Below are 22,483 nucleotides of genomic sequence, written 5' to 3'. Positions count from 1 at the left end.
GCTCAGGTCCGGCGAGGTGCGGTAAGTCCCGTGCCCCATGCCCGGAATGGAGTCGTCGCGCCCCGTTCTAAAATCCCGGCGCCCCGAGGCGATGTCGTCTCAATAAATAAATCTCAGAGGCGGCACCGCCTCGGGGCCCCGCTCATCTCTCAACCGACGGTGACCCCGGCGGCTATTGGCGCTGCTGTGATGTTGAAAAGCGCTGGCGCACTCCCGCAGCGCTGGACCATTTGGTAAACCAATGGTTGGCGCCCGAATCGCCACCGAATCCGGCACGGAGCAACTTCATGGCAGCGACGCCGTCCGCCGAGGACAACTATCCCGACCCGCTGGTCTCGTCCGGCCGCGGTCGCAGCGGCGTGTGGCGCGTCATCGGGCTCAGCCTTCTGCTGATCGCTCTGGCCGTCGCCTTCTCGATGTTCGGCGAACAGGTGCCCGGCGACCTGGTGATGGGCGCCATCGCCCTCCTGGCCGTGGTCGGCGTGTTCTGCCTGTTCGGGCTCGCAGCGGGGCTGTTCGGCTTCGCGGGCGGCGAGACGCGTCGCACCATGGCCGACGCCGCCATCGACTCGTTGCCCTTTGGTGCGGTGATCGCCGATCGCGACGGCAAGATCGCCTATGCCAACAATCAGTACGGCCAGTTCCCCGGCGCCCTCACCAATGGGGTGCCAGTGGGGGTTACACGGCTGTTCGCCGGCCATTCCGATGCCGGCGAGGCCATCTATCGCCTCTCCCGCGCCGCCCGGGATGGCCGCAGTGCAGTCGAGGACATCCGGATCGTCGGCGGGCTCGGCGGCATCCAGCCCGACCGTGCCTGCTGGTATCGTGTGTCGGTGCGCCCGCTGCCGCAGACGGAGGATGCCCGTCGCCCGATGGTGCTGTGGTCGGTGGAGGACATCACCCGCGATCACGAAAGCAACGAAAGCGCCTTCCGCGATCTGCAGCGCGCCATCGACTATCTCGACCATGCGCCGTCCGGCTTCTTCTCCGCCGACGCCATGGGGCGCATCCAGTACCTCAACTCGACGCTGGCCGACTGGCTCGGCTATGATCTCGCCGAGTTCAACGCCGGTGAGCTCACCCTCAACGACATCGTGCGCGGCGACGGCGCCACCCTGCTGCGCCGCGGGCACAATGCCGGCGACATCCGCACCGAGATCATCGACATCGACTTCGTGCGCCGCAACGGCACCAGCCTGCCGGTGCGCCTGTTGCATCGTGCCGCCCGTCTCGCCGACGGGGAGCTGGGGGAGACCCGTACCCTCGTCCTCGATATGTCCAACGCGCCGGACACCGAAGAGGAACTGCGCGCCGCCGAGGTCCGCTTCTCGCGGTTCTTCAACGACACGCCGTTCGCCATCGCGACCCTCGATGGCGATGGCCGGATCATCCGCACCAACGCCCCGTTCGGGCGGATTTTCCGCTGGTCCGGCGAGGAGAAGAGTCTCGAACTTCAACCTCTGTCCGAACTGATCGGGGAGGGGAGCCGCGAGCGCTTCCAGCGCGCCATCGCCGACGCCAAGGCCAAGAAGTCCGAGGTCGAGCCGGTGGACGCACTGCTCAGCGCCGAGGGCGATCACGCCGTCCGGCTCTATGTCTCGGCCTCCGAGACCAGTGCCGGTTCACCGGAAGTCGTCAATGTCTATGCCCTCGACATGACCGATCAGCGCAAGCTCGAAGCCCAGTTCGCCCAGTCGCAGAAGATGCAGGCGGTTGGGCAGCTCGCCGGTGGCGTCGCCCACGACTTCAACAACCTGCTCACCGCCATCATCGGCTTCTCCGACCTGCTGCTCCTCAAGCACAAGCCTGGGGATCCGTCGTTCAGCGAGCTGATGCAGATCAAGCAGAACGCCAATCGCGCCGCGGGTCTCACCCGCCAACTCCTGGCCTTCTCGCGCCGGCAGACGCTGCGGCCGCAGGTGCTGGAACTGCCGCTGATCGTCGATGACCTCACCGTGCTGCTGAAGCGCATGATCGGCGAGAAGAACCAGCTCTCCGTCGAGCATGGCCGCAATATCTGGCCGGTCCGCGCCGACGTGGTGCAACTCGAGCAGGTGATCATCAACCTCGTGGTCAACGCCCGCGACGCCATGCCGAATGGCGGCTCCATCACGCTCCGCACCGCCAATGTGGAGCGCTCCGAAGCCGAGCGGCTGACCTTCGATGGCCTGGTCGCCAACGACTATGTCATGATCGAGGTGCAGGATACCGGCACCGGCATGAGCCCGGAAATCCTGCAGAAGATCTTCGAGCCCTTCTTCACCACCAAGGAACTCGGCAAGGGCACTGGCCTCGGCCTCTCCACCGTCTATGGCATCATCAAGCAGACGGAAGGCTTCATCTATCCGGTCTCGCAGGTCGGCGTCGGTACCACCTTCAAGATCTTCCTGCCGCGCCACGTGCCCTCTGAAGCCGAGATCGCTGCGAAGACCACCGCTGCCGCCGCACCCGCTCGCGACCTCACGGGGCAGGAGCGCATCCTTCTGGTCGAGGACGAGGAGAGCGTCCGCGCCTTCTCCGCCCGTGCCCTGCGCGCCACCGGTTACGAGGTGCTCGAGGCCGATGGCGGCGACGAGGCGCTCGATATTCTCGAGGAGCACGACTTCAACATCGACCTGATGATTTCCGACGTCGTCATGCCGGAGATGGACGGGCCCACCCTGCTCAAGCATGTGCGCGAGCGCCGCCCGGACCTGATGGTCATCTTCGTGTCCGGCTATGCCGAGGACAGCGTCCGCCGTGACATCGAGGACGACCAGAGCGTCGAATTCCTGCCCAAGCCGTACTCGCTCGACCAGATCAACTCCAAGGTCAAGGAAGTGCTGCAAAAGACCGGGAAGCGGCCGTCGTGAACGAGCAGGGGCGGTTCTGGGGCGCGAGCGAGGTCAACGTGCTCGGCGAACCGCTCGAACCCTGCTCCAGTGACCCGCTGACCGGTTTCTTCCGCACCGGCTATTGTGCCGCCGGGCCTGACAGTTCCGCCGTGCACCTTGTCTGCATCGAGGCAACGGACGAGTTCCTCGCCTTCTCTTGCTCGGTCGGGAACGACCTCAGCACCCCGCGGCCGGAGATGAGCTTCCCAGGCCTTGTCGCCGGCAATTGCTGGTGCCTGGTTGCGATGCGCTGGGTCGAGGCCTACCGCGCCGGCATGGCGCCGCGCGTCTTTCTCCGCCGCACCAACCGCCAGGTGCTCGGACTTATCCCCCTCGACCTGCTCCGGCAGTATGCTCTCGACCTGAACTGACGCACTTGCGGAGGAGCATGTCGCCGGCTATCTCACCAGGGCCGAAAAGATTCAGGCTGGTGTGGTTATTCCAGCCCTGGTTTTCGAGATGAAGTCGCGCTCCGGCGCGAACCCGCGGCACCAATCCCTCGGACGGATGGTGCCATGGAGCGAGTTCTTCGCTGCGCCATCTGTCCCAACCAAGGACCGCAGATGGACAAGCGTACTGCAATTGTCGCCCAAATCCTGATGACTTTCATGATGGCCCTGAGCATGTCGGGGCTGATGTCGCTCTTCGCGCTCGGCCCGACAGCCAAGTGGCTTGCCGGCTGGCCCAGGCAGTTCCTGATCGCCTGGCCGCTGGCCTTCGCGCTGACCATGGTGGCGTGGCCGCTGGCCATGAAGCTGGCGTTCCGGATCTCCCGTCCGACGAAGAAGGCCTAGGCCGTGCCGGTGGGGGTGCCGGGTTCGAGCAGGCCCTCATCGGCCAGCGCCGTCCACAAAGCCGGCGGGATCTCCGTCTCCCACCAGGCGACGATGCCGTCCAGCTCTTCCGGCGAGCGGGGGCCGGGCAGCACGCAGCACACCGCCGGATGCATCAGCGGGAACTGCAGTGCCGCTGCGGGCAGGGGAACGTCGAAGGCCTGGCAGACCGCCGCGATACGCTCGACTTTCGCCACGATTTCCGGCGGGGTCTTGGCGTAGTTGTAGGTGTCCCGCCCCACCAGCACGCCGGAGTTGAACGGCCCCCCGACAACCACCGACGTCTGCCGCTCGAGGCAAGTCTCAAGGAAAGGCCGCAGCGCCGTCTGCTCCAGCAGCGTGTATCGCCCCGCCAAGAGAAACACATCCCAGTCACCGAGCGCGAAGGCGTCCATCAACACCTGCCACTCGTTGACGCCGAGGCCGATGGCCTTCACCGCACCGCTGTCGCGCAACTCCCGCAGCGCCCGATAGCCGCCGCCTTCCAGTTGCGCCCAATAATGCCGGTTCTCCTCGGTGCCATGCGTGGCGGTGCCGATGTCGTGGACGTAAAGGATGTCGACCGCGCTCATGCCCAGCCGCTGCAGGCTGTCCTCATGAGAGCGCATGATGCCGTCATAGGAGTAGTCGTAGACCTCGGCGAAGGGCAGGGGATCGACGAACTCGGCCTTGTGCTCGAGTGGCCCACGCACCGGCACCAGCCGCCGTCCGACCTTGGTGGACAACACCGCCCCGCCGGGGCGCTCGCGCAGCACATCGCCCACCAGGTGCTCCGACCGGCCGAAGCCGTAATGGGGCGCCGTGTCGACATAGGTGATGCCAAGCTCGAGTGCATGCGCCACGGTGGTCCGGCCCTGCTCGGCCGAAACCGGCTGAAAGCTGCCGGCAATGGTCGCGCCGCCGAACCCCAGCGTGGTCACTTCGAGCGCCGTGTTCCCCACCCGGCGCGTGTCGAACCGCTTCACCATGTCGTCCTCCCAAAGGTCCGGGGTAACTGACATGTCAGCGCCGACGCGTAAAGCGGCCTCAGTAGAGGCCGCTGACCACCACGGTATGCTCTTCCTCCACCCGCAGGGGGTTGCGCAGGGCATGCCCGAACTGCGGCGCCTCGATCTCGAAGATGTCGTTGGGCCGGGTCTGTACCCCGTCGGCAAAGCTCAGCGTGGCCGTGCCGAACATATGGACGTGCACGTCACCCGGCTGGCGGAACAGCGGGTACTTGAAGTGGTGGTATTCGAGGTTGGCGATGGTGTGGCTCATATTGTCCTCACCCGACAGGAACGGCTTTTCCCAGAGCACTTCGCCGTCCCGCCAGATACGCGAGGTGCCGCGGATGTCCGCGGGCAGGTCGCCCACCAGCAGCTCCGGCCCGAAGGAGCAGGCCCGCAGCTTGGAATGAGCGAGATAAAGGTAATTGATCCGCTCTGTCACATGATCCGAGAACTCGTTGGCCAGGGCGAAGCCGAGCCGGCGCGGCATGCCATTCTTGTCGATCAGGTAGATGCCGGCGATCTCCGGCTCCTCGCCTGCGTCGAGCGCAAATGCCGGGGAGGGGATCGGGTGGCCTGGATTGGCCACGACGTGGCCGTTGCCCTTGTAGAACCACTCCGGCTGCACGCCCTTCATGCCGCCCGCCGGCTTGCCGCCTTCGAGTCCCATGCGGAACATCTTCATCGAATCGGTGAGCTCGGCTTCCGGCTTGTCGGTCTTGTGCATGGCATCGCGCGTTGCCGCCGAACCGAGATGCGTCAGTCCGGTGCCGGTGACATGCAGGTGCGCCTTGTCGGGATGGTCGATCGGCGCCAGCATCCGGCCCTCCGCCAGCAGCGCGGCGATGTCCTCGGTCTCGCCCAATCCGTGCTGGGCCACCATTGCCGGCAAGCCGCCGGCCTTGAGGTTCTGCGCCTCCCAGGCGAGGCTGTAGACGCTGGTCGCCCCGACCACGCGGCGGGCCACGCCACCCTCGACCTGGGCCACGGCTCGCTCCCCGGCGCGGTCGAAATACTGGATCAGGTTCATCGGCGGCTCCTCGGCGCACTGGTCGGAAAAGGTGGCGGCATAGAACGCAACGCCGCTTCCGCTGTCCAGTAGCAATAGTCATACTTTTGGAAGCGCAGCAATGTTCCCAAACAGGATGTTCTCATTTTGTCCCTTGACGGGGCGAGAACATTGTGAGAACAAATCCGCCACTGATACTTGCTGTTCATCGACGGTCTGGTCGCGTTGCGCAGGCTGTCCGGGCGTGGAATAAGGAGACGGACTCATGGCTAACGCGCCGCTGCGTATCGTTGAAGGTGGATCGATGGACAAGGACAAGGCGCTTGCCGCCGCGCTCAGCCAGATTGAGCGCAATTTCGGCAAGGGCTCCATCATGCGGCTGGGTGAAAACTCGGCCATCGAGGTGGAAGCCATCTCCACCGGCTCGCTGGGGCTGGATATTGCTCTCGGCATCGGCGGCCTGCCCAAGGGTCGTATCGTCGAGATCTTCGGGCCCGAATCCTCGGGCAAGACCACTCTGGCGCTGCACGTCATTGCCGAAGCGCAGCGCAAGGGTGGCATCTGCGCCTTCGTCGATGCGGAGCATGCCCTGGATCCTGTTTATGCCCGCAAGCTCGGCGTCAATGTGGACGACCTGCTGATCTCTCAGCCGGACGCCGGTGAGCAGGCGCTCGAAATCACCGACACTCTGGTCCGCTCCGGCGCCATCGACGTCTTGGTGGTGGACTCGGTGGCGGCGCTGACCCCGCGCGCCGAACTCGAGGGCGAGATGGGTGATTCCCTGCCGGGTCAGCAGGCTCGCCTGATGAGCCAGGCGATGCGCAAGCTGACCTCCTCGATCTCGAAGTCGAAGTGCCTCGTCATCTTCATCAACCAGATCCGCATGAAGATCGGCGTCATGTACGGCTCGCCCGAGACCACCACGGGTGGCAACGCGCTCAAGTTCTACGCCTCGGTACGACTCGACATCCGTCGCATCGGTGCGCTCAAGGATCGTGAGGAGATCGTTGGCAACCAGACCCGGGTGAAGGTCGTCAAGAACAAGCTGGCGCCGCCGTTCCGTCAGGTCGAGTTCGACATCATGTACGGCGAAGGCATCTCCAAGACTGGCGAACTGCTTGATCTCGGCGTGAAGTCCGGCATCGTCGAGAAGTCCGGCGCCTGGTTTTCCTGGGACTCGCAGCGGCTGGGGCAGGGGCGTGAAAATGCCCGCCAGTTCCTCAAGGACAATCCGAACGTCGCCAACACCATCGAGCAGGGTGTGCGCGAGAGTTCCGGTCTGTTGGGTGAGGTCCTGCTGGTCGCCGGTGGTGAAGACGACGCGGGTGACGACGGCGAATAAACCTCCTCCCATGCAGGGACATCCCAAGGCACCGCTCGCGCGGTGCCTTTTTCACATCGGCCCGGCCCTCAGGCTGTGCCAAGGGCGCGGCAATGCTGGACATTGCGGCAGGCCACACGATAGAAAGCCAGCCGATCTCGCCACGGCGTCCGCCGTGCCCGCCTGCCCAATGAAAGCCCGTTGATGACCAGCGTAAACGACCTCCGCTCGAGCTTCGTCGATTTCTTCGCCCGCAATGGCCACGAGGCTGTCGCATCGAGCCCGCTGGTGCCGCGCAACGATCCGACGCTGATGTTCACCAATGCGGGCATGGTCCAGTTCAAGAACGTCTTCACCGGCGTCGAAAAGCGGCCTTACTCGACGGCGGCGACCGCCCAGAAATGCGTCCGCGCCGGTGGCAAGCACAACGACCTCGACAATGTCGGCTTTACCGCCCGGCATCACACCTTCTTCGAGATGCTCGGCAATTTCTCGTTCGGCGACTACTTCAAGGAGCGCGCGATCGAGTTGGCCTGGACCCTGCTCACCAAGGATTGGGCACTGCCGCGCGAACGGCTGATGGTCACCATCTATCAAGATGATGATGAGGCCCATGCCCTGTGGAAGAAGGTGGCCGGCCTCAGCGACGACCGCATTGTCCGGCTCGGTGCCAAGTCCAACTTCTGGCAGATGGGCGACACTGGTCCCTGCGGTCCCTGCTCGGAAATCTTCTACGACCATGGTGAGGACGTTTGGGGTGGCCCCCCGGGCTCGCCGGATGAAGATGGCGACCGCTGGATCGAGATCTGGAACCTCGTGTTCATGCAATACGAGCAGTATGCCGACGGTTCCCGCACCGGTCTGCCGCGGCCGTCGATCGACACCGGCATGGGTCTGGAGCGCATGGCCGCGGTCATGCAAGGCGTCCACAACAATTACGACATCGACCTGTTCAAGGCGCTGATTGCTGCCGCGTCGAGCGCTACCGGCGCCGATGCCGATGGTCCGGGCAAGCAGAGCCTGCGTGTCATCGCCGACCACCTGCGCTCGATGAGCTTCCTGGTCGCCGAAGGCGTCCTGCCCTCCAACGAGGGCCGGGGCTATGTGCTGCGCCGCATCATGCGCCGCGCCATGCGTCACGCCACCCTGCTCGGTGCCAACGAGCCGGTGATCCACAAGCTGGTGCCGGCGCTGGTTCGCGAAATGGGACAAGCCTATCCCGAACTCAGCCGCGGCGAGGCGATGATCACCGAAACGGTGCGCCTCGAAGAAGGACGTTTCCTCAAGACCCTCGGCCGCGGACTGCAGATCCTGGCCGACGAGAGCCGCGACCTCGCCGAAGGCGACGTGCTCAATGGCGCCACTGCCTTCAAGCTCTACGACACCTATGGCTTCCCGCTGGACCTGACGCAGGACGCTCTGCGCAACCGCGGCATCGCCGTCGACCAGGCGGGTTTTGATGCCGCTATGGCGGCCCAGAAGGCCGAGGCCCGCAAGAGCTGGGCAGGTTCAGGCGAAGCCGCAACCGACACGGTCTGGTTCGGCCTCGCCGACAAGGTCGGCCCCACCGAGTTCCTGGGCTATGAAACGGAAGTGGCCGAAGGCGAGATCAAGGCGCTGCTGCGCGATGGAGTCGAAGTGTCTGTCCTCGCCGCCGGTGAAAGCGGTATCGCCGTGCTCAACCAGACGCCGTTCTATGGCGAGAGCGGCGGTCAGGTCGGCGACAGCGGTCAGTTCAAGGGCGAGGGCGTCGTCGCCACCGTCACCGACACCCATAAGCACCACGGCGTCTTCGCGCATCACCTGACCGTCGTGGAGGGTGAACTGCGCGTTGGTCAGGCGGTGGAACTGATCGTCGACCACGATCGGCGCTCGGCCATCCGCGCCAATCACTCTGCCACCCATCTGCTGCACGAGGCCCTACGCATCGTGCTGGGCGATCACGTTGCCCAAAAGGGCTCGCTGGTGTCGTCCGAGCGGCTGCGCTTCGACTTCGTCCACACCAAGCCGGTCACCGACCAGGAACTGGCCGCAGTGGAAGACATCGCCAACGCAATCGTGCTCCAGAACACCCCGGTCGAGACGCGGCTGATGGGTGTCGAGGAAGCCAAGGAGTCCGGTGCCCGCGCCCTATTCGGCGAGAAATATGGCGACGAGGTCCGCGTCGTCTCCATGGGCGAGCCCACCGGCAACGCGCTGGGCTGGTCAGTGGAACTGTGCGGTGGCACGCATGTGCGCCGCACCGGCGACATCGGGCTCGTGTCGATCGTCGGCGAAGGCGCAGTTGCTGCCGGCGTACGCCGCATCGAGGCGTTGACCGGCAACGCCGCCCGGCACCGCGGCAACGCCAATGTCGCGATCGTCAACTCCGCGGCCGGCCTGCTGCGGTCCGGTCCGCATGAGGTGCTGGAGCGCATCGAGGCGTTGCAGGAGCAGTTGAAGCGCTCCGAGCGCGCGCTGAGCGAAGCCCGCCAGAAGCTGGCCATGGGTGGTGGTACCGATGGCGCCCCGCAGGGACCAGAAAACGTGAACGGCGTCGCCTATGTCGGGCGCGTCGTCGAAGGGCTGCAGCCCAAGGATTTGCGCGGGCTGGTCGACCAGGCCAAGAAGCAGGTCGGCTCCGGCATCGTCGCCATTGTCGGCGTCGCCGAGGATGGCAAGGCCGGCGTGGCGGTGGGCGTCACCGACGACCTCACCGCTCGTTTCTCGGCCGTCGACATGGTCCGTGCCGGTGCCGCTGCCTTGGGCGGGCAGGGCGGCGGCGGTCGTCCGGATATGGCTCAGGCGGGCGGGCCCGACGGCAGCAAGGCGCAGGACGCCGTCGCGGCCATTCGGGCGCTGCTTGGCTAAACTGCATCATGGGCCTGCCACGGCGGGCCCGATCAGTTCGATGCGGTTGGTCCAAAGGTAGCCGTCGAACTCGGCCGGCACTTGTGCCAACTGCTCCAGCGTGTCGATCCCGGCGGTGCCCGGGTCGCCGGCTTCATAGGGGCCCAGCAGGATCACCTCGCTGCCGGCATTGCGCACTCGCTGGAGGAACAGGTTCGGCCAGCCCCATACCCAGGGCGCGACGTTGATCGGCAGCATGATCTTGGTGTTGCGGCAGGCCTCCGGCATGTAGCCGGTCCAGCCGAGCGCCTCGTATTGCAGCAGGCAGTCCACCAGGCCGCGGCGGGACCATACATGCAGCCCATCGATCCGCTCTGCCGCCCGGTAGGTCGGCGGGTCGCCGCCATAGGCGCCCCAGACGGCATCTCGCCAGCCCGGATTAGCGGCGACGAGGTCGCCGAGCATGTCGCCTTCGCGCTGCTCATTGCTCTTGAAGTTGACGAGGAAGCGCCGTGTCGGCATCGCCCCGAGCACCTCCTTGAGCTCAGGCATCATGCCCACGCCCTTGCCGCGGAAGGGATGGGTCGCGCCGCCATCGGCGGTGTAGCCATGGCCGATGTCGAGCGTCTTGAGATAGGCCATGTCATGGCTGCGGGTCTCGCCCGTGCCCTCGGTCCGGCAATCCACGGTCCAGTCGTGCATCACCGCGAACTGGCCGTCGGTGGTCGGGTGCACGTCGAGTTCGACGATATCGGCGCCATAGGCAAACGCCGCTTCCATCGAGGGCAGGGTGTTCTCGAGGAATAGGTGCGTGGGCGGGAAGATGCGCTCGGCCGTACAGGTGTCGTTCCCGAGATCGGTACGGTCAAAGGTCTGGTGCACGCCACGATGTGCGATCAGTTGCACCGTCGGCTTCGCCGGTGGTGCCGCGCGCCAACTACTGTTGAACACCGCCACGCCGCCGGCGAGGACCACAAGGCCCGCCAGGAACCAGTATCGCCGCTTCATCTTTCCCCCATCCGTCCTCTGTCCCGCCCATCAAAGCGGGCAAATTGCGGCATCAAGCAGACACAAAGAGGCCGGCTCGCCGTTGGGAGGCGAACCGGCCGGGAATAGTCGACCCTTCGTCAGGCCTGCTGGATTGCCGACAGCTTCCAGGAGCCACCGCGCTGGCGGACGAAGGTCCAGAGTTCGGTCGCTTCCTCCAGTTCGTCGGGGTTGCCGGCCACCACGCTGTTGCTGGCCCGGTCGACAGACCAGTCGCGCAGTTGGTAGCGCATGGCGACAGTGGCGTAGTCGGTTACACCTTCGCGCCAGCTTTCGGACACATCGCCCTGTAGCAGCTTGATGTCTTCCAGACGGTTGATCTGACCGCGACTCGCGTTCGTCGCCAGTTCTTCGGCGAGAAAGCCCATCATCTCCGGCGTGGTGAGCTCGCGCAGCGCGGCATAGTCCTCACGGCCATAGCTCGACTGCACGCGGTTCAGCATGTCCTCGAAAGTGTCGAGATCGGCATTGGTGACCCCGATTTCGTCCGGGTCGGTCTTGCGTGCGGCCGGTCGTGTCGCGCCGCCGCTACCCAGCCCACCGAAGTTCGGCATAGGGCGACCGCCGGGCGGGTTGCTGCCGGTATAAGGCGCGCCGTTGGCGGTTGCCGGTCGGCCGCCGCGCAGCAGCCGCATCACCAGATAAGCCGCGCCGCCGATCAGCATCACCTGGAACAACAGGCTCAGCAGCCCGCCGATACCGCCGAACCCGGTGCCGAGCAACAGGCCGAACAGTCCGCCCAGCATCAGGCCGCGGAACAGCGTGCCGCCGAAGCCGTTGAACACGCCGCCACGGGGTTGGGCTGTCGGCGCCGCCGGATTGCGGGCCGTGCTCGTCGGCTGGTTCTGGGTCATGCTGCGGTCGATGGGTGCCCTCGGGCCAGGTGCCGTGTTGGTCGGTGCCGGCGTGCTGTAGGTGCGGCCGCCGCGGCTGCCGAAGCCGCCCCGGGCGCGTGCCTCGGCATAGTCCACGGTCGCCATGGAAAAGATCACGACCAAGGCGGAAAGCAGGCCGGCAAGCCTGAAGCCTTTATTGCTGAACATGGGCTCTCCTCAGTTCGCGGTTCATATGGGGTGCGACAGCCCTTGGTGGAAGAGCAGTTCACCAACCTGTTGCTCATGTCCGCGCAGCGGCCGACTGCCCCGCTAGCGGCGGCAGTGAAAAAGCAACGGTGTTAGCGGTCAAGGACAGCTGGGTTGTTGTCTCGGAGTCTGGCGTTGAGGATGATGAGCATTTTTCGGATGACGGCGACGAGGGCGACCTTTCCGGGTTTTCCTCTGCCCCGCAGGCTTGTGTAGAAGGCTTTGATTACTGGATCGAAGCGGATTGCCGGCAGCGCGGCGAGATAGAGTGCGTCGCGCACTGGCCTTCTGCCGCCCGCGATCATGCGCTTTCCGCGCATTGCGCCGCTGTCGCGGTTGAGGGGGGCAACCCCGACCAGCTTGGCGATCTGAGCTTTGTTGAGCAGACCCAGTTCGGGCAGGCCTGCCAGCAGGAAGCATGCCGTGCGTAGGCCGATCCCTTTGAGGGACATGAGCACCTCGGCCTTCCTGCCGAGTTCGGGGTCCGCTCTGAGGCACTCTGCCATGTCGTCAACAACAGCCTGACGCTGCTTGACCAGAAAGCCCAGGGTCTGTTCTACGAACGTAACGTTCAGGGCCGGATAGCCCAACCGCTCTGCGTGCATCATCGTGGTGTTGCAACCACCACAATGAACTGAGGCCGGAACATCATAACGACGTTCCGGCCTCGATATGTATAAGGCCGGGCAAGAAGCCCGGCCTTTTGCCTGTTCAGGCTACGAGAGCTTAGGCCATTGCCTTCTGCAGGTTCTGGTCGATGGCATCGAGGAAGCCCAGCGTCGACAGCCACGGCTGATCCGGACCGACCAGCAGCGACAGGTCCTTGGTCATCTTGCCTTCTTCGATGGTGTCGACGGTGACCTTCTCGAGGGTCGCGGCGAACTTCGCCAGTTCGGCATTGTCGTCAAGCTTGGCGCGGTGGGCGAGGCCACGAGTCCAGGCGAAGATCGATGCCGTCGAGTTGGTGGAGGTTTCCTTGCCCTGCTGGTGCTGGCGATAGTGGCGGGTCACGGTGCCATGAGCCGCCTCGGCTTCCACGATCTTGCCATCCGGCGTCATCAGCACGGAGGTCATCAAGCCCAACGAGCCGAAGCCCTGCGCCACGGTGTCGGACTGCACGTCGCCGTCATAGTTCTTGCAGGCCCAGACATAGCCGCCGGACCACTTGAGAGCGGAAGCGACCATGTCGTCGATCAGGCGGTGTTCGTACCAGATCTTGGCTTCTTCGAACTTGGCCTTGAACTCGGCTTCGTAGATCTCCTGGAAGATGTCCTTGAAGCGGCCGTCGTAGGCCTTGAGGATGGTGTTCTTGGTCGACAGGTAGCAGGGCACGCCGCGGTTCAGTGCGTAGTTCATCGAAGCGCGGGCGAAATCGGCGATCGAGTCGTCGAGGTTGTACATGCCCATGGCGACGCCGGAACCCGGCGACTGAAACACTTCGTGCTCGATCACGGTGCCGTCTTCGCCGGTGAACTTGATGGTGAGGGTGCCCTTGCCGGGGAAGCGGAAGTCGGTGGCGCGATACTGGTCGCCGAAGGCGTGGCGGCCGACGATGATCGGCTGGGTCCAGCCGGGCACCAGGCGCGGCACGTTCTTGCAGATGATCGGCTCGCGGAAGATCACGCCCCCAAGGATGTTGCGGATGGTGCCGTTGGGCGACTTCCACATCTTCTTGAGGCCGAACTCCTCGACGCGGGCCTCATCTGGGGTGATGGTCGCGCACTTGATGCCGACGCCATGCTTCTTGATGGCATTGGCGGAATCCACCGTCACCTGGTCGTTGGTGGCGTCGCGATTCTCGACCGACAGGTCGTAATATTCGATCGGGAGGTCGAGGTAGGGATGGATGAGCTTGTCCTTGATCGCCTGCCAGATGATCCGGGTCATCTCGTCGCCGTCGAGGTCGACGACCGGGTTGGCGACTTTGATCTTGCTCATCGTTTAACTCTCCTCAGATGCGGGGCTTCGCCCATCGGGCGGCGTGGGCAGCCCTATAGCATCGGCATGGCAAAGCGCAAAGCGGCGCTCGGCAAGGGGGCATGCCGAGGCATTATTTCGCCGGCAGGGTGGTGGCGAAGGCGAGCGCTCGGCGTATCCAGCCCGCCAGCGCCTCGTCCTCCTCCAGCGCGTCGCCGGGGACGAGCACGAAACCGGACATCACCCTGCCGCCCATCTCCATTGGCGTGGCGCCGTCTATCCCCAGTGCGTCCGCCATGCCCTCCTTGCCGACACGCACGATCAGCGAGCCCTCCTTGGTAGGACATACGACCATGTTGCCGTTCAGCATGACAGCCATGCCACCGAACATGCGCCTCTCCTCGATCCGCCCCTGCGGTGGCATCAGGGGACGGATGCGGTCGGCGAGTTCGTCCACCGCCATGCTCATAACTGCTTCTCCGGACGATAGGCGGTGTAGCGGGGCAGGGCGCTATCGATCTGGTCCCAGTCCGGAAGGCTGCCGGCAAAGATCAACTGGTTGGGCGCAAACCACGCGTTCTGCCCGGCGAGCAGCCCGGCGGGTATGATGGCGACATCAGGCGCCCGTGAGGACTGGGCCAAGGCCGTTGTACCGCAGGCCGCGCAGAAGTGACGGGTGAAGTCGGCACCGGAAGCGGCCGGTCGTGTGTAGCTCTTGGTGTCCCCGCTCAGCGTCGCCGTATCGGCAGGCACGAGCACCACCGATGAATGTCCGCCGCCCGAAACCTTCTGGCAGTTCTCGCAACTGCACTGCAACATCGCCAGCACCGGCCCATCCAGCGTCAGCCGCACCGCCCCGCAGTCGCAGGTGGCAATAAGGTCGAGCTTTTGCCGTTGAGGTTCCATCAGCCGAGCGTAGATTGCCGGCAGATACGGAGCAAGTCGGCTTGCCTTGTCCGCCATCAGCAGGAACACTCCGTGGAGTAGGTGATGTCCCTCGAGCCTCAGTACCCCATCGAGACCGGGCGGTTGCGCTTGCGGCCGTTTACCCGCGGCGATGTCGACGCGGTGCATGCCTATCGCGGCCGTGAGGATGTGGCGCGCTACCTGTTCGATCCGGCGCTCAGCCGAGAGGAGTGCGCCCTTGCCGTGCAGCAGCGTACAACACAGGTTAACTTCCGGGAGGCCGGAGACCGCATCGTCCTGGCAGTCGATCTGTGCTCGACAGGTCTGCTGATTGGCGAGGTATCGCTGATCTGGCGCAATGTCGAAGCTCGGCAAGCCGAGATTGGCTGGATCTTCGACCCTCGGGTGCATGGTCGCGGTTATGCGACCGAAGCGGCCGGTTGCCTGCTGGACCTCGCGTTTGGACAGGGAGACATGCACCGGGTCTATGCGCGGTGCGGGGCCGCTAACACCGCGTCATGGCGCTTGATGGAGCGACTCGGGATGCGTCGGGAGGCCCATTTCCACGAGCACGACTGGTTCAAAGGCGGTTGGGACGAGGAGTTTGTCTACGCCATCCTGCGGCGTGAATGGCAGGCGTTGCACCAGACCGAACTCGATTTCGGTGCTCCGGCGTAGCATGATTTTCCCTTTTTCTAGAGGAACTTCGCTTCTTCCAAGTACGTTGTCAGGGCGGGCCAACAATACAAAATTTCCGTCGGGAGTTCGCCACCATGCCGTCCTTGTCCCTGCCGTTGCAAACCACGCGCTTGATCCTCCGTCCGTTCGAGCGTAGCGACCTCAGCGACCTGGCTGCCTACCACACTCTGCCCTCTGTACAGCGCTATGTCGTCAGCCGCTCGCGTGACGAAGCCGAAGTGGCGGCAGCGCTCAACGCCATGCGGAGCCATGTCAGCCTGCAGCGGCCCGGCGATACCATCACGCTGGCTATGGTGCGCAAGGGCGATAAGAAGCTGATCGGCCATGTGTCGCTGCAGTGGAGCGATGCGACCGCCGGGCAGGGTGAAATCCGCTTCTGCATCAACCCGGCCTTCTCTGGCCAGGGCTTCGCCCGCGAAGCCATCAGCGCGATGTTCGATCTCGCCTTCGACCACTTCCGGATTCATCGCGTGTTCTGCCGCTGCGACGGCCGGAACCACCACTCCATCAAGCTCATGCAGCAGATGGGGATGCGCCTCGAAGCCCATTATCGCGAGCACGCCCTGTTCCAGGGCGAATGGGACGAGGAACTGCACTTCGCCATCCTCGATCGCGAATGGCAGCGCTCCACCAAGGTGCAGGACCTGCGGCCGCGCCCACGCGTCGCCTGATTTACATCGCGGCATTCAACTGGCTATGTGCGCCTGATCTCAGCAGAGTGGCGCACATATGGCCGGAACCGACTTTTCCCAACGCATAGACTTGCTGCCGACACCGGCCGTGATCCTCGTCGAGCCTCAACTCGGCGAGAACATCGGCACCGCGGCACGAGCCATGGCCAATTTCGGTCTCTGGGACCTGCGGCTGGTCAAACCGCGGGATGGTTGGCCGAACGAGAAGGCGGTGGCGGCTGCGTCGCGTGCGGATCACGTCATCGAGCGGGTGCGGGTGTTCGATCGCCTGGAAGATGCCGTCGCCGACCTCAGCCTCGTCTATGCGACCACGGCTCGGTCCCGCGATATGCAGAAAGAGGTGATAGGCCCCGACGAGGCCGCCCGCCGCATGGCTGCACACATCGGTGGTGGCAAAGGCGCCGGCCTGCTCTTTGGGCGCGAGAAGTGGGGCTTGCTCAACGACGAGGTTGCGCTCGCCGACATCATCGTTACCCTGCCGGTCGAGCCGGCATTCGCTTCGCTCAACATCGCCCAGGCCGTCCTCATCCTCGCCTATGAATGGCGGCTGCAGTCCGGACGGGGACAGTTGCCTTTCGATAGCGGCCTTGCCGAAGCGGCCCCGCGCAGCGAGCTCGTGGGCTTGTTCGAGCACCTGGAAGGTGTGCTGGACCAGACCGGCTTCTTCACCACGCCCGACAAACGCCCGAGCATGGTCAATAACCTGCGGACGGCGCTTACCCGTGGCAACTTCACCTCGCAGGAGATTCGCACACTGCGCGGCGTCATCTCGTCGATCGATCGCCGACACGAGCGGCCGAACCCGAACCGGATGAAGAAGGCGGAAGACTAGACGGTTTCGCCCTTCTGCGGCTTTGACGGCGCAGCAGGGGCGTGCAATCTCGCGTCACCATGCAAGCTCCTACCGAACCGGCGCGCATTGCGCTGACCTATCGCGGCTTCCGCTTCTTCTGGCTCACCACCCTGCTGGTCAGCTTCGCCGTCCAGATCATGTCGGTGTCGGTCGCCTGGCAGATCTACGACGTCACCGGCAACGTGTTCCTGCTGGGTCTTGTGGGCCTCAGCCTGTTTCTGCCCTCGCTGCTGCTGATCCTGATTACCGGTCTCGCGGCCGATCGCTTCAACCGACGTGGGATCATGGCGGTCTGCCTCACCGTGGAACTGCTCTGCGCCTTGGGGTTCCTAGTCTTCGTCAACGCCCAGGCCCATGAGGTCTGGCCGATCTTCGCCATTCTGGTGGTGCTCGGTACGGCGCGGGCCTTCTGGGGGCCGGCAGCGCAGTCGCTGGCGCCGAACCTGGTGCCGCCCGAGGCGCTCTCCAACGCCATCACCACCAACGCCACCGCCTGGCAGATGGCCGCCATCCTCGGCCCGGCCGCCGGCGGACTGCTCTATGGCATCGCGCCGACCGTCGCCTTCGGCACCAGCGCGACACTGCTCGCCTGTGCGGTGGTCACAGTGCTGCTGATTCCCAAGCCGCATCAGGCGCGGGGAGGACAGGCCACCAGCCTCGAGACCATTTTTGGCGGCTTCCGCTACATCCTCTCCAACAAGGTCGTGCTGGGCGCCATCTCGCTGGATATGTTCGCCGTGCTGATGGGCGGCGCGGTGGCGCTGCTGCCGGTCTATGCCAAGGACATCCTGCAGGCCGGCCCGCAGGAACTCGGGCTTCTGCGCGCTGCCCCGGGCGTTGGCGCGATTGCCATGGCGCTGTTCCTCACCCGCTTCCCGATCCGTGATCATGCCGGCAAGTTGCTGTTCCTGTTCGTGGGCCTGTTCGGCGCCTTTACGGCGTTGTTCGGCTTCTCCACCACGGTTTGGGTCTCGGTGCCGGCGCTGGCCCTGGTCGGCGCGTCGGACATGGTCAGCGTCACTATCCGCGAAACCATCATGCAGCTGTGGACGCCGGAGGAAGTCCGCGGCCGGGTCAACGCGGTCAATTCGGTGTTCATCGGCGCCTCCAACGAACTGGGCGAGTTCCGTGCAGGTACGGTCGCCCACTTCATCGGGCCGGTGCCGGCGGTGGTCATCGGCGGCTTCGGGGCCATCGCTGTTGCGGTGATCTGGAGCCAGATATTCCCGCAGTTGCGGGAGCAGCGCACGCTCGACAAGCGCATGGCCTAGAAATCCGCGGCTTTGCTTGACTCTTCACCACCCGGGCTATAAGACGCGCCCACCTATTCCGGCCCAGAGGGCCCTTTAGGCGCACCCGGGATTCTCTTTGGGAGTCTGTCGGCCCTTCGCAAGGAGGGCAGAGGAGGGCGCGATCCATTCATTCGATACGAAGGATACGCGATGTCGAAGCGCATTTCTGCCAAGTACAAGATTGACCGCCGTCTTGGCGAAAACATCTGGGGCCGCCCGAAGTCCCCGCTCAACGCTCGTGCCTATGGCCCGGGCCAGCACGGTCAGCGCCGCAAGGGCAAGCTCTCGGACTACGGTCTGCAGCTGCGCGCCAAGCAGAAGCTGAAGGGCTACTACGCCTCCATCACCGAAAAGAGCTTCCGCAAGCTCTATGACGAAGCCAACCGCCGAAAGGGCGACACCGGCGAGAACCTGATCGGCCTGCTCGAATCGCGTCTCGACGCGATCGTGTACCGCGCCAAGTTCGTCTCGACCCCGTTCGCCGCCCGCCAGTTCGTGTCCCACGGCCATATCCTGGTCAACGGCAAGCGCGTCAACATCCCGTCCTACCAGGTCAAGGTCGGTGACAAGATCGAAGTCCGTGAGCGCTCCAAGCAGCTCACCGTCCTGCTCGAAGCCGTTCAGCTCGCCGAGCGTGACGTGCCGGACTACATCGAAGTCGACCACAACAAGATGACCGCCACCTACACCCGCGTTCCGGCCCTGTCGGACGTGCCCTATCCGGTGCAGATGGAACCGAACCTGGTCGTCGAATTCTACTCGCGCTAAGACGCAGTATCGATCGATATGAAGAAGGGCCGCTCGCAAGAGCGGCCCTTTTTGTATTGTCCGTACCTGGTCAGGCAGGCAGGGCCGGGAGGCCCTGCCTCGTAGATCGCTCAGGTCGCCGCGGCCGCGTCGCTAACGCTGGCCTTGATCGGCTCTTGGTCTTTGGGGATGTAGCTCTCGAATTTGCGCAGGCGCATAATTACCGACTGCAGCTCGACGATCACCGTCCAGGCTCGGGCGAAGAACTGGAACGAGCCGAACACCTGACCGAACGCGATCTGAATCTGCTGGTATAGGCCCATGGTCAGCGTACCGGCGAGGATCGACGGGGCCATTACCAGCAGTGGCACATAGCCGACCATGTTGGTGTACCCGTACCGGGCGAGGTTGAAGTAGGTGTAGTGGAAATAGAGGCGATAGTAGTTTTGCTGCACCGCCGCAAACAGTTGCCGCACCGTCGGCGGATCGGCTCGTTCGGCGACATCTTCACCGAACACCAGTTCTTTTCGATATGCCGCTTCCACGAGCTGGTTGTTGAAGTTCAAACCAGGCAGCCGGATACCCACGACGGCCAACAGTGCCGTACCTGCAGCCGCACCCACCAGCGCCACCCACACCAACCCACCCGGGGTTGCGCCGAAGATCGGCAGTTCGCTGATGTTGGCTGAAAGGTTCCACAGCAGCGGCAGGAACACCACCAGGGTGATCAAGGAGTCGAAGAAGGCCGTTCCGAGATCTTCCATGATGGCGGCGAAGCGCATGGTGTCTTCCTGCACGCGCTGCGCCGCTCCCTCGACCGTGCGGATCTGCGGCCAGTACTCCATGTAGTAGAAGTTCATCGCCTTGCGCCAACGGAACACATAGTGAGACGTGTAGAAGGCAAGTGCGACCGCGACCAACACGTTTGGGATGGTAACGAGCACGATGGTCCAGGTCAGGCCGTAGAGCTGTTCCGGCGTCACCGATCCCGGTTGCGTCAGAGCCAGCTGAATGGTGTTGAAGAACGACCCCGACCACTCGTTTACGAAGGCCTGCACCTGCACCTGGAAGTAGATCACCAGCAGGATCACGGTGGTGGACACCACCGACCACCAGTACCACTCGTTGCGTTTGTAGAAGTACCAAAAGACGCAGAACACCAGCGCCACCATCAGCACGTATTGGTAGAGCCAGACGCGCTCCGCGGTGAGGAAGTTGAGCTCCGCTCCTGCTGCCGCTGCTGCAGTCGGGTTTGGCGCGCTGGCTGCAGCCTCTGAGGGAGGGGGCGCATCGCTGGCGGTGTCCGCCGGGGCGTTTGGATTTGTCAGCGCTGCTCCTGCCGCCGGGTCCGTCACCGGTTCAGCTGCAGTAGTGGGCTGGTCCTGAACGGCGGCGGCGACTGGATGTGTGAACCGATCGATACTGATGACGGAGCGGATTGGTTCGCCAACGGTAAACCAGATCAGCACCGAAGCCAGAAGCCACAGGGCAGCGGATGAAAAGAAGAGCTTGGGAGCGGGAAAAAACGAGCGAAACACCGCGAGACTCCAGGGTGCCGGAAACGGCTTCATCTAGCCGTCACAATTCGGCTTCCGCAAGGAAGGGAAATTAAGTTTCGGTAAGGTGCCTGGTGCCTTTCCCTCGGACAGCATGGCGGTTACAGACAAGCGGTTTCACCAACCGGGAGTTCGCCATGAGCGAGGTCATGGAAGCCTTGCCGGCCACCGAAGATAGCGATGCCGGCGCGCACCCGATCTTTGCCGGCGCCCCGCGCTCCGTCGAGTTCAACAAGCTGCGCAAGCGCCTGATCCGCAACACGCGCGAGGCCCTCGACAAATTTGGCATGGTCCGGCCCGGCGATCGCTGGCTGGTGGCGCTTTCCGGCGGCAAGGACAGCTATGGTCTCCTGGCGCTGCTGCTCGATCTCAAGTGGCGGGGGCTGTTGCCGGTCGACCTGCTCGCCTGCAATCTCGATCAGGGACAGCCCAACTTCCCCAAGCACATTCTGCCCGAGTACTTGACCCGCGTCGGTGTCGAGCACCGCATCGAGTACCAGGACACCTATTCCATCGTCACCGACAAGCTGCCGCAGGGCGCCACCTATTGCTCGCTCTGCTCACGCCTGCGTCGCGGCAATCTCTACCGGATCGCCCGGGAGGAGGGGTGTTCGGCGCTGGTGCTCGGACACCATCGCGATGACAGCCTCGAAACCTTCTTCATGAACCTGTTCCATGGCGGCAAGCTTGCCGCCATGCCGCCGCGCCTGCTGAACGACGATGGAGACGTCGAAGTGCTGCGTCCCCTGATCTACTGCGCCGAGGAAGACCTTGCCCGCTTTGCCGACGCGATGCAGTTCCCCATTATCCCGTGTGACCTCTGCGGATCGCAGGACGGGCTCGAGCGTAATGCCATGAAGGCGATGCTGACCGACATCGAACGGCGCATGCCCGGCCGCAAGGACGTGATGATCCGCGCCCTCGGCAACATCAGTCCGAGCCACATGCTCGATCCACGCCTGTTCGATTTCGCCGCCCTGGCGGACCGGAGAACGACCCCGTGAGCCTAGACATCCTCTCCCTTGCCCACATCCTTCGCGATGCTGCCCGGGCTGAAGCCCTGCCGCGTTTCCGTCGGCTCGATGACGGCATGGTCCAGACCAAGAGCGAAGCCATCGACCTCGTCACCGAGGCGGACACGGCCACTGAGCAGGTGATCCGCGAGCGGGTGGAGGTGGCGCTACCCGAGGCGCTGTTCGTCGGCGAGGAATCGGTCGCCGCCGATCCCGGCCTGCTGCCCAAGCTCGCCGAGGCCGATCTGGCGGTGGTAGTTGATCCCATCGACGGCACCGCCAACTACGCCGCCGGCCTGCCGCTGTTTGCTACCATGGCGGCGCTGGTGAAGGGCGGGGAGACGGTCGCCGGCATCATCTACGACCCTATGGGCGATGACTGGTTCATCGCCGAGAAGGGGAGCGGCGCCTGGTTGCGCCGGCCCGATGGCGAGGCCATCCGGCTGCATGTGGCCGAGCCGTTGCCGCTCGAGCAGATGGTCGGCATGGCGTCCGTGGCCTACATGCCGGCCGACAAGCGCCCGGAAATTCTCGCTAACACCGACAAGCTGCGGCTGCTCTCGAACTACCGCTGCGCCGGCCATGAGTACCGCACCTTCGTCTCCGGCCACGGCCAGTTCGTCAGCTACAACAAGCTGATGCCCTGGGACCATCTCGCCGGTGCCCTCATGACCCAGGAAGCCGGCGGCTACGTCCGCCGCATGGACGGCAGTGAATACCAGCCCCACCACACCGGCGGCGGACTGCTGGCCACCGTCGATGAGGCCAGCTGGCAGATGCTGCGGCGTGAAGTGTTCACCTTCTAGCTCGCCATCACGCGTGAAA

The 22,483-nt window shown here is 64.4% G+C and carries 20 protein-coding genes and 1 pseudogene; 12 read left to right on the top strand and 9 right to left on the bottom strand.

Annotated features, from left to right (window positions below):
* Positions 1 to 287: 287 nt before the first annotated feature.
* From cckA to ACFSX5_RS01910, 3 genes are all read left to right on the top strand, one after another.
* A complete protein-coding gene (gene cckA / locus ACFSX5_RS01920; RefSeq protein WP_386831255.1) occupies positions 288 to 2,852 on the top strand; it encodes a cell cycle histidine kinase CckA in 2,565 nt (854 codons plus the stop codon).
* Positions 2,849 to 3,244, top strand: a complete 396-nt coding sequence (locus tag ACFSX5_RS01915; RefSeq protein WP_386831253.1) for a DUF2237 family protein — start codon at positions 2,849 to 2,851, stop codon at positions 3,242 to 3,244. Before cckA ends, ACFSX5_RS01915 begins: the two co-directional genes overlap by 4 nt.
* Before the next feature lie 192 nt (positions 3,245 to 3,436).
* Positions 3,437 to 3,667, top strand: a complete 231-nt coding sequence (locus ACFSX5_RS01910; RefSeq protein WP_386831251.1) for a DUF2798 domain-containing protein — start codon at positions 3,437 to 3,439, stop codon at positions 3,665 to 3,667.
* On the opposite strand, the gene ACFSX5_RS01905 is transcribed toward ACFSX5_RS01910, so the two are convergent.
* Together ACFSX5_RS01905 and araD1 are read right to left on the bottom strand one after the other, a co-directional pair.
* Complete coding sequence (locus ACFSX5_RS01905) at positions 3,664 to 4,674, bottom strand: aldo/keto reductase (protein WP_386831249.1); 1,011 nt, start codon at positions 4,672 to 4,674, stop codon at positions 3,664 to 3,666. The genes ACFSX5_RS01910 and ACFSX5_RS01905 overlap by 4 nt on opposite strands.
* Positions 4,675 to 4,732: 58 nt before the next feature.
* Positions 4,733 to 5,725 (bottom strand): AraD1 family protein, encoded by a 993-nt coding sequence (araD1, locus tag ACFSX5_RS01900; protein ID WP_386831247.1) that lies wholly within the window; start codon positions 5,723 to 5,725, stop codon positions 4,733 to 4,735.
* Positions 5,726 to 5,969: 244 nt separating this feature from the next.
* On the opposite strand from araD1, the gene recA reads away from it, so the two are divergent.
* Together recA and alaS are read left to right on the top strand one after the other, a co-directional pair.
* Positions 5,970 to 7,046: a recombinase RecA gene (gene recA, locus ACFSX5_RS01895; RefSeq protein ID WP_386831245.1), complete on the top strand. Its 1,077-nt coding sequence runs from the start codon at positions 5,970 to 5,972 to the stop codon at positions 7,044 to 7,046.
* A 183-nt stretch (positions 7,047 to 7,229) separates the two neighbouring features.
* Positions 7,230 to 9,875, top strand: a complete 2,646-nt coding sequence (gene alaS, locus ACFSX5_RS01890; protein WP_386831244.1) for an alanine--tRNA ligase — start codon at positions 7,230 to 7,232, stop codon at positions 9,873 to 9,875.
* Between the two features lie 6 nt (positions 9,876 to 9,881).
* Here the strand turns inward: alaS and ACFSX5_RS01885 are convergent, their stop codons facing one another.
* From ACFSX5_RS01885 to ACFSX5_RS01860, 6 genes and pseudogenes are all read right to left on the bottom strand, one after another.
* Positions 9,882 to 10,862, bottom strand: a complete 981-nt coding sequence (locus tag ACFSX5_RS01885; RefSeq protein ID WP_386831242.1) for a glycerophosphodiester phosphodiesterase family protein — start codon at positions 10,860 to 10,862, stop codon at positions 9,882 to 9,884.
* A 119-nt stretch (positions 10,863 to 10,981) separates the two neighbouring features.
* A complete protein-coding gene (locus tag ACFSX5_RS01880; RefSeq protein ID WP_386831240.1) occupies positions 10,982 to 11,944 on the bottom strand; it encodes a Tim44 domain-containing protein in 963 nt (320 codons plus the stop codon).
* 131 nt (positions 11,945 to 12,075) lie between these two features.
* Positions 12,076 to 12,534, bottom strand: a pseudogene (locus ACFSX5_RS01875) (transposase); the annotation flags it as partial.
* A gap of 175 nt (positions 12,535 to 12,709) precedes the next feature.
* Positions 12,710 to 13,921: an NADP-dependent isocitrate dehydrogenase gene (locus ACFSX5_RS01870; RefSeq protein ID WP_386831238.1), complete on the bottom strand. Its 1,212-nt coding sequence runs from the start codon at positions 13,919 to 13,921 to the stop codon at positions 12,710 to 12,712.
* 112 nt (positions 13,922 to 14,033) lie between these two features.
* Positions 14,034 to 14,369 carry a TfoX/Sxy family protein gene (locus ACFSX5_RS01865; RefSeq protein ID WP_386831236.1) on the bottom strand — a complete coding sequence of 112 codons (336 nt, stop codon included), beginning with the start codon at positions 14,367 to 14,369 and terminating at the stop codon, positions 14,034 to 14,036.
* The gene (locus tag ACFSX5_RS01860) at positions 14,366 to 14,863 is read right to left on the bottom strand and encodes a GFA family protein (protein ID WP_386831234.1); all 498 of its coding nucleotides are present in this window, start codon (positions 14,861 to 14,863) and stop codon (positions 14,366 to 14,368) included. The genes ACFSX5_RS01865 and ACFSX5_RS01860 overlap by 4 nt, the downstream gene beginning before the upstream one ends.
* 27 nt (positions 14,864 to 14,890) lie before the next feature.
* Between ACFSX5_RS01860 and ACFSX5_RS01855 the strand changes: the two genes are divergently transcribed.
* The 5 genes from ACFSX5_RS01855 to rpsD all read left to right on the top strand — a co-directional run bounded on the left by ACFSX5_RS01855 (position 14,891) and on the right by rpsD (position 19,110).
* Positions 14,891 to 15,484 (top strand): GNAT family N-acetyltransferase, encoded by a 594-nt coding sequence (locus ACFSX5_RS01855; protein ID WP_386831232.1) that lies wholly within the window; start codon positions 14,891 to 14,893, stop codon positions 15,482 to 15,484.
* A 95-nt stretch (positions 15,485 to 15,579) separates the two neighbouring features.
* Complete coding sequence (locus tag ACFSX5_RS01850; protein ID WP_386831230.1) at positions 15,580 to 16,176, top strand: GNAT family N-acetyltransferase; 597 nt, start codon at positions 15,580 to 15,582, stop codon at positions 16,174 to 16,176.
* Positions 16,177 to 16,234: 58 nt separating this feature from the next.
* Positions 16,235 to 17,029, top strand: coding sequence for an RNA methyltransferase (locus ACFSX5_RS01845; protein WP_386831228.1), 795 nt, complete (start codon positions 16,235 to 16,237; stop codon positions 17,027 to 17,029).
* 59 nt (positions 17,030 to 17,088) lie between these two features.
* A complete protein-coding gene (locus tag ACFSX5_RS01840; protein ID WP_386835557.1) occupies positions 17,089 to 18,321 on the top strand; it encodes an MFS transporter in 1,233 nt (410 codons plus the stop codon).
* Between the two features lie 171 nt (positions 18,322 to 18,492).
* Complete coding sequence (gene rpsD / locus ACFSX5_RS01835) at positions 18,493 to 19,110, top strand: 30S ribosomal protein S4 (protein ID WP_386831226.1); 618 nt, start codon at positions 18,493 to 18,495, stop codon at positions 19,108 to 19,110.
* A gap of 110 nt (positions 19,111 to 19,220) precedes the next feature.
* On the opposite strand, the gene ACFSX5_RS01830 is transcribed toward rpsD, so the two are convergent.
* Positions 19,221 to 20,627: an SbmA/BacA-like family transporter gene (locus tag ACFSX5_RS01830; protein WP_386831224.1), complete on the bottom strand. Its 1,407-nt coding sequence runs from the start codon at positions 20,625 to 20,627 to the stop codon at positions 19,221 to 19,223.
* 155 nt (positions 20,628 to 20,782) lie between these two features.
* Here ACFSX5_RS01830 and ttcA point away from each other — a divergent pair, with 155 nt between their 5' ends.
* Entirely contained in the window at positions 20,783 to 21,649 is an 867-nt protein-coding gene (gene ttcA / locus ACFSX5_RS01825; RefSeq protein ID WP_386831222.1) for a tRNA 2-thiocytidine(32) synthetase TtcA, read from the top strand.
* Positions 21,646 to 22,464, top strand: a complete 819-nt coding sequence (locus tag ACFSX5_RS01820) for an inositol monophosphatase family protein (RefSeq protein ID WP_386831221.1) — start codon at positions 21,646 to 21,648, stop codon at positions 22,462 to 22,464. The genes ttcA and ACFSX5_RS01820 overlap by 4 nt, the downstream gene beginning before the upstream one ends.
* The last annotated feature ends 19 nt before the right edge of the window (positions 22,465 to 22,483 follow it).

The sequence above is a fragment of the Devosia albogilva genome (assembly GCF_042685625.1).
Lineage (GTDB): Bacteria > Pseudomonadota > Alphaproteobacteria > Rhizobiales > Devosiaceae > Devosia > Devosia albogilva.
This window is presented reverse-complemented; position numbering and strand designations above follow the sequence as displayed.

Coding starts and splice junctions, on each gene's coding strand:
- cckA (WP_386831255.1), top strand. CDS start 288: ATGGCAGCGACGCCGTCCGCCGAGGACAACTATCCCGACCCGCTGGTC.
- ACFSX5_RS01910 (WP_386831251.1), top strand. CDS start 3,437: ATGGACAAGCGTACTGCAATTGTCGCCCAAATCCTGATGACTTTCATG.
- ACFSX5_RS01905 (WP_386831249.1), bottom strand. CDS start 4,674: ATGGTGAAGCGGTTCGACACGCGCCGGGTGGGGAACACGGCGCTCGAA.
- araD1 (WP_386831247.1), bottom strand. CDS start 5,725: ATGAACCTGATCCAGTATTTCGACCGCGCCGGGGAGCGAGCCGTGGCC.
- recA (WP_386831245.1), top strand. CDS start 5,970: ATGGCTAACGCGCCGCTGCGTATCGTTGAAGGTGGATCGATGGACAAG.
- alaS (WP_386831244.1), top strand. CDS start 7,230: ATGACCAGCGTAAACGACCTCCGCTCGAGCTTCGTCGATTTCTTCGCC.
- ACFSX5_RS01885 (WP_386831242.1), bottom strand. CDS start 10,862: ATGAAGCGGCGATACTGGTTCCTGGCGGGCCTTGTGGTCCTCGCCGGC.
- ACFSX5_RS01880 (WP_386831240.1), bottom strand. CDS start 11,944: ATGTTCAGCAATAAAGGCTTCAGGCTTGCCGGCCTGCTTTCCGCCTTG.
- ACFSX5_RS01870 (WP_386831238.1), bottom strand. CDS start 13,921: ATGAGCAAGATCAAAGTCGCCAACCCGGTCGTCGACCTCGACGGCGAC.
- ACFSX5_RS01865 (WP_386831236.1), bottom strand. CDS start 14,369: ATGAGCATGGCGGTGGACGAACTCGCCGACCGCATCCGTCCCCTGATG.
- ACFSX5_RS01860 (WP_386831234.1), bottom strand. CDS start 14,863: ATGGCGGACAAGGCAAGCCGACTTGCTCCGTATCTGCCGGCAATCTAC.
- ACFSX5_RS01855 (WP_386831232.1), top strand. CDS start 14,891: ATGTCCCTCGAGCCTCAGTACCCCATCGAGACCGGGCGGTTGCGCTTG.
- ACFSX5_RS01850 (WP_386831230.1), top strand. CDS start 15,580: ATGCCGTCCTTGTCCCTGCCGTTGCAAACCACGCGCTTGATCCTCCGT.
- ACFSX5_RS01845 (WP_386831228.1), top strand. CDS start 16,235: ATGGCCGGAACCGACTTTTCCCAACGCATAGACTTGCTGCCGACACCG.
- ACFSX5_RS01840 (WP_386835557.1), top strand. CDS start 17,089: ATGCAAGCTCCTACCGAACCGGCGCGCATTGCGCTGACCTATCGCGGC.
- rpsD (WP_386831226.1), top strand. CDS start 18,493: ATGTCGAAGCGCATTTCTGCCAAGTACAAGATTGACCGCCGTCTTGGC.
- ttcA (WP_386831222.1), top strand. CDS start 20,783: ATGAGCGAGGTCATGGAAGCCTTGCCGGCCACCGAAGATAGCGATGCC.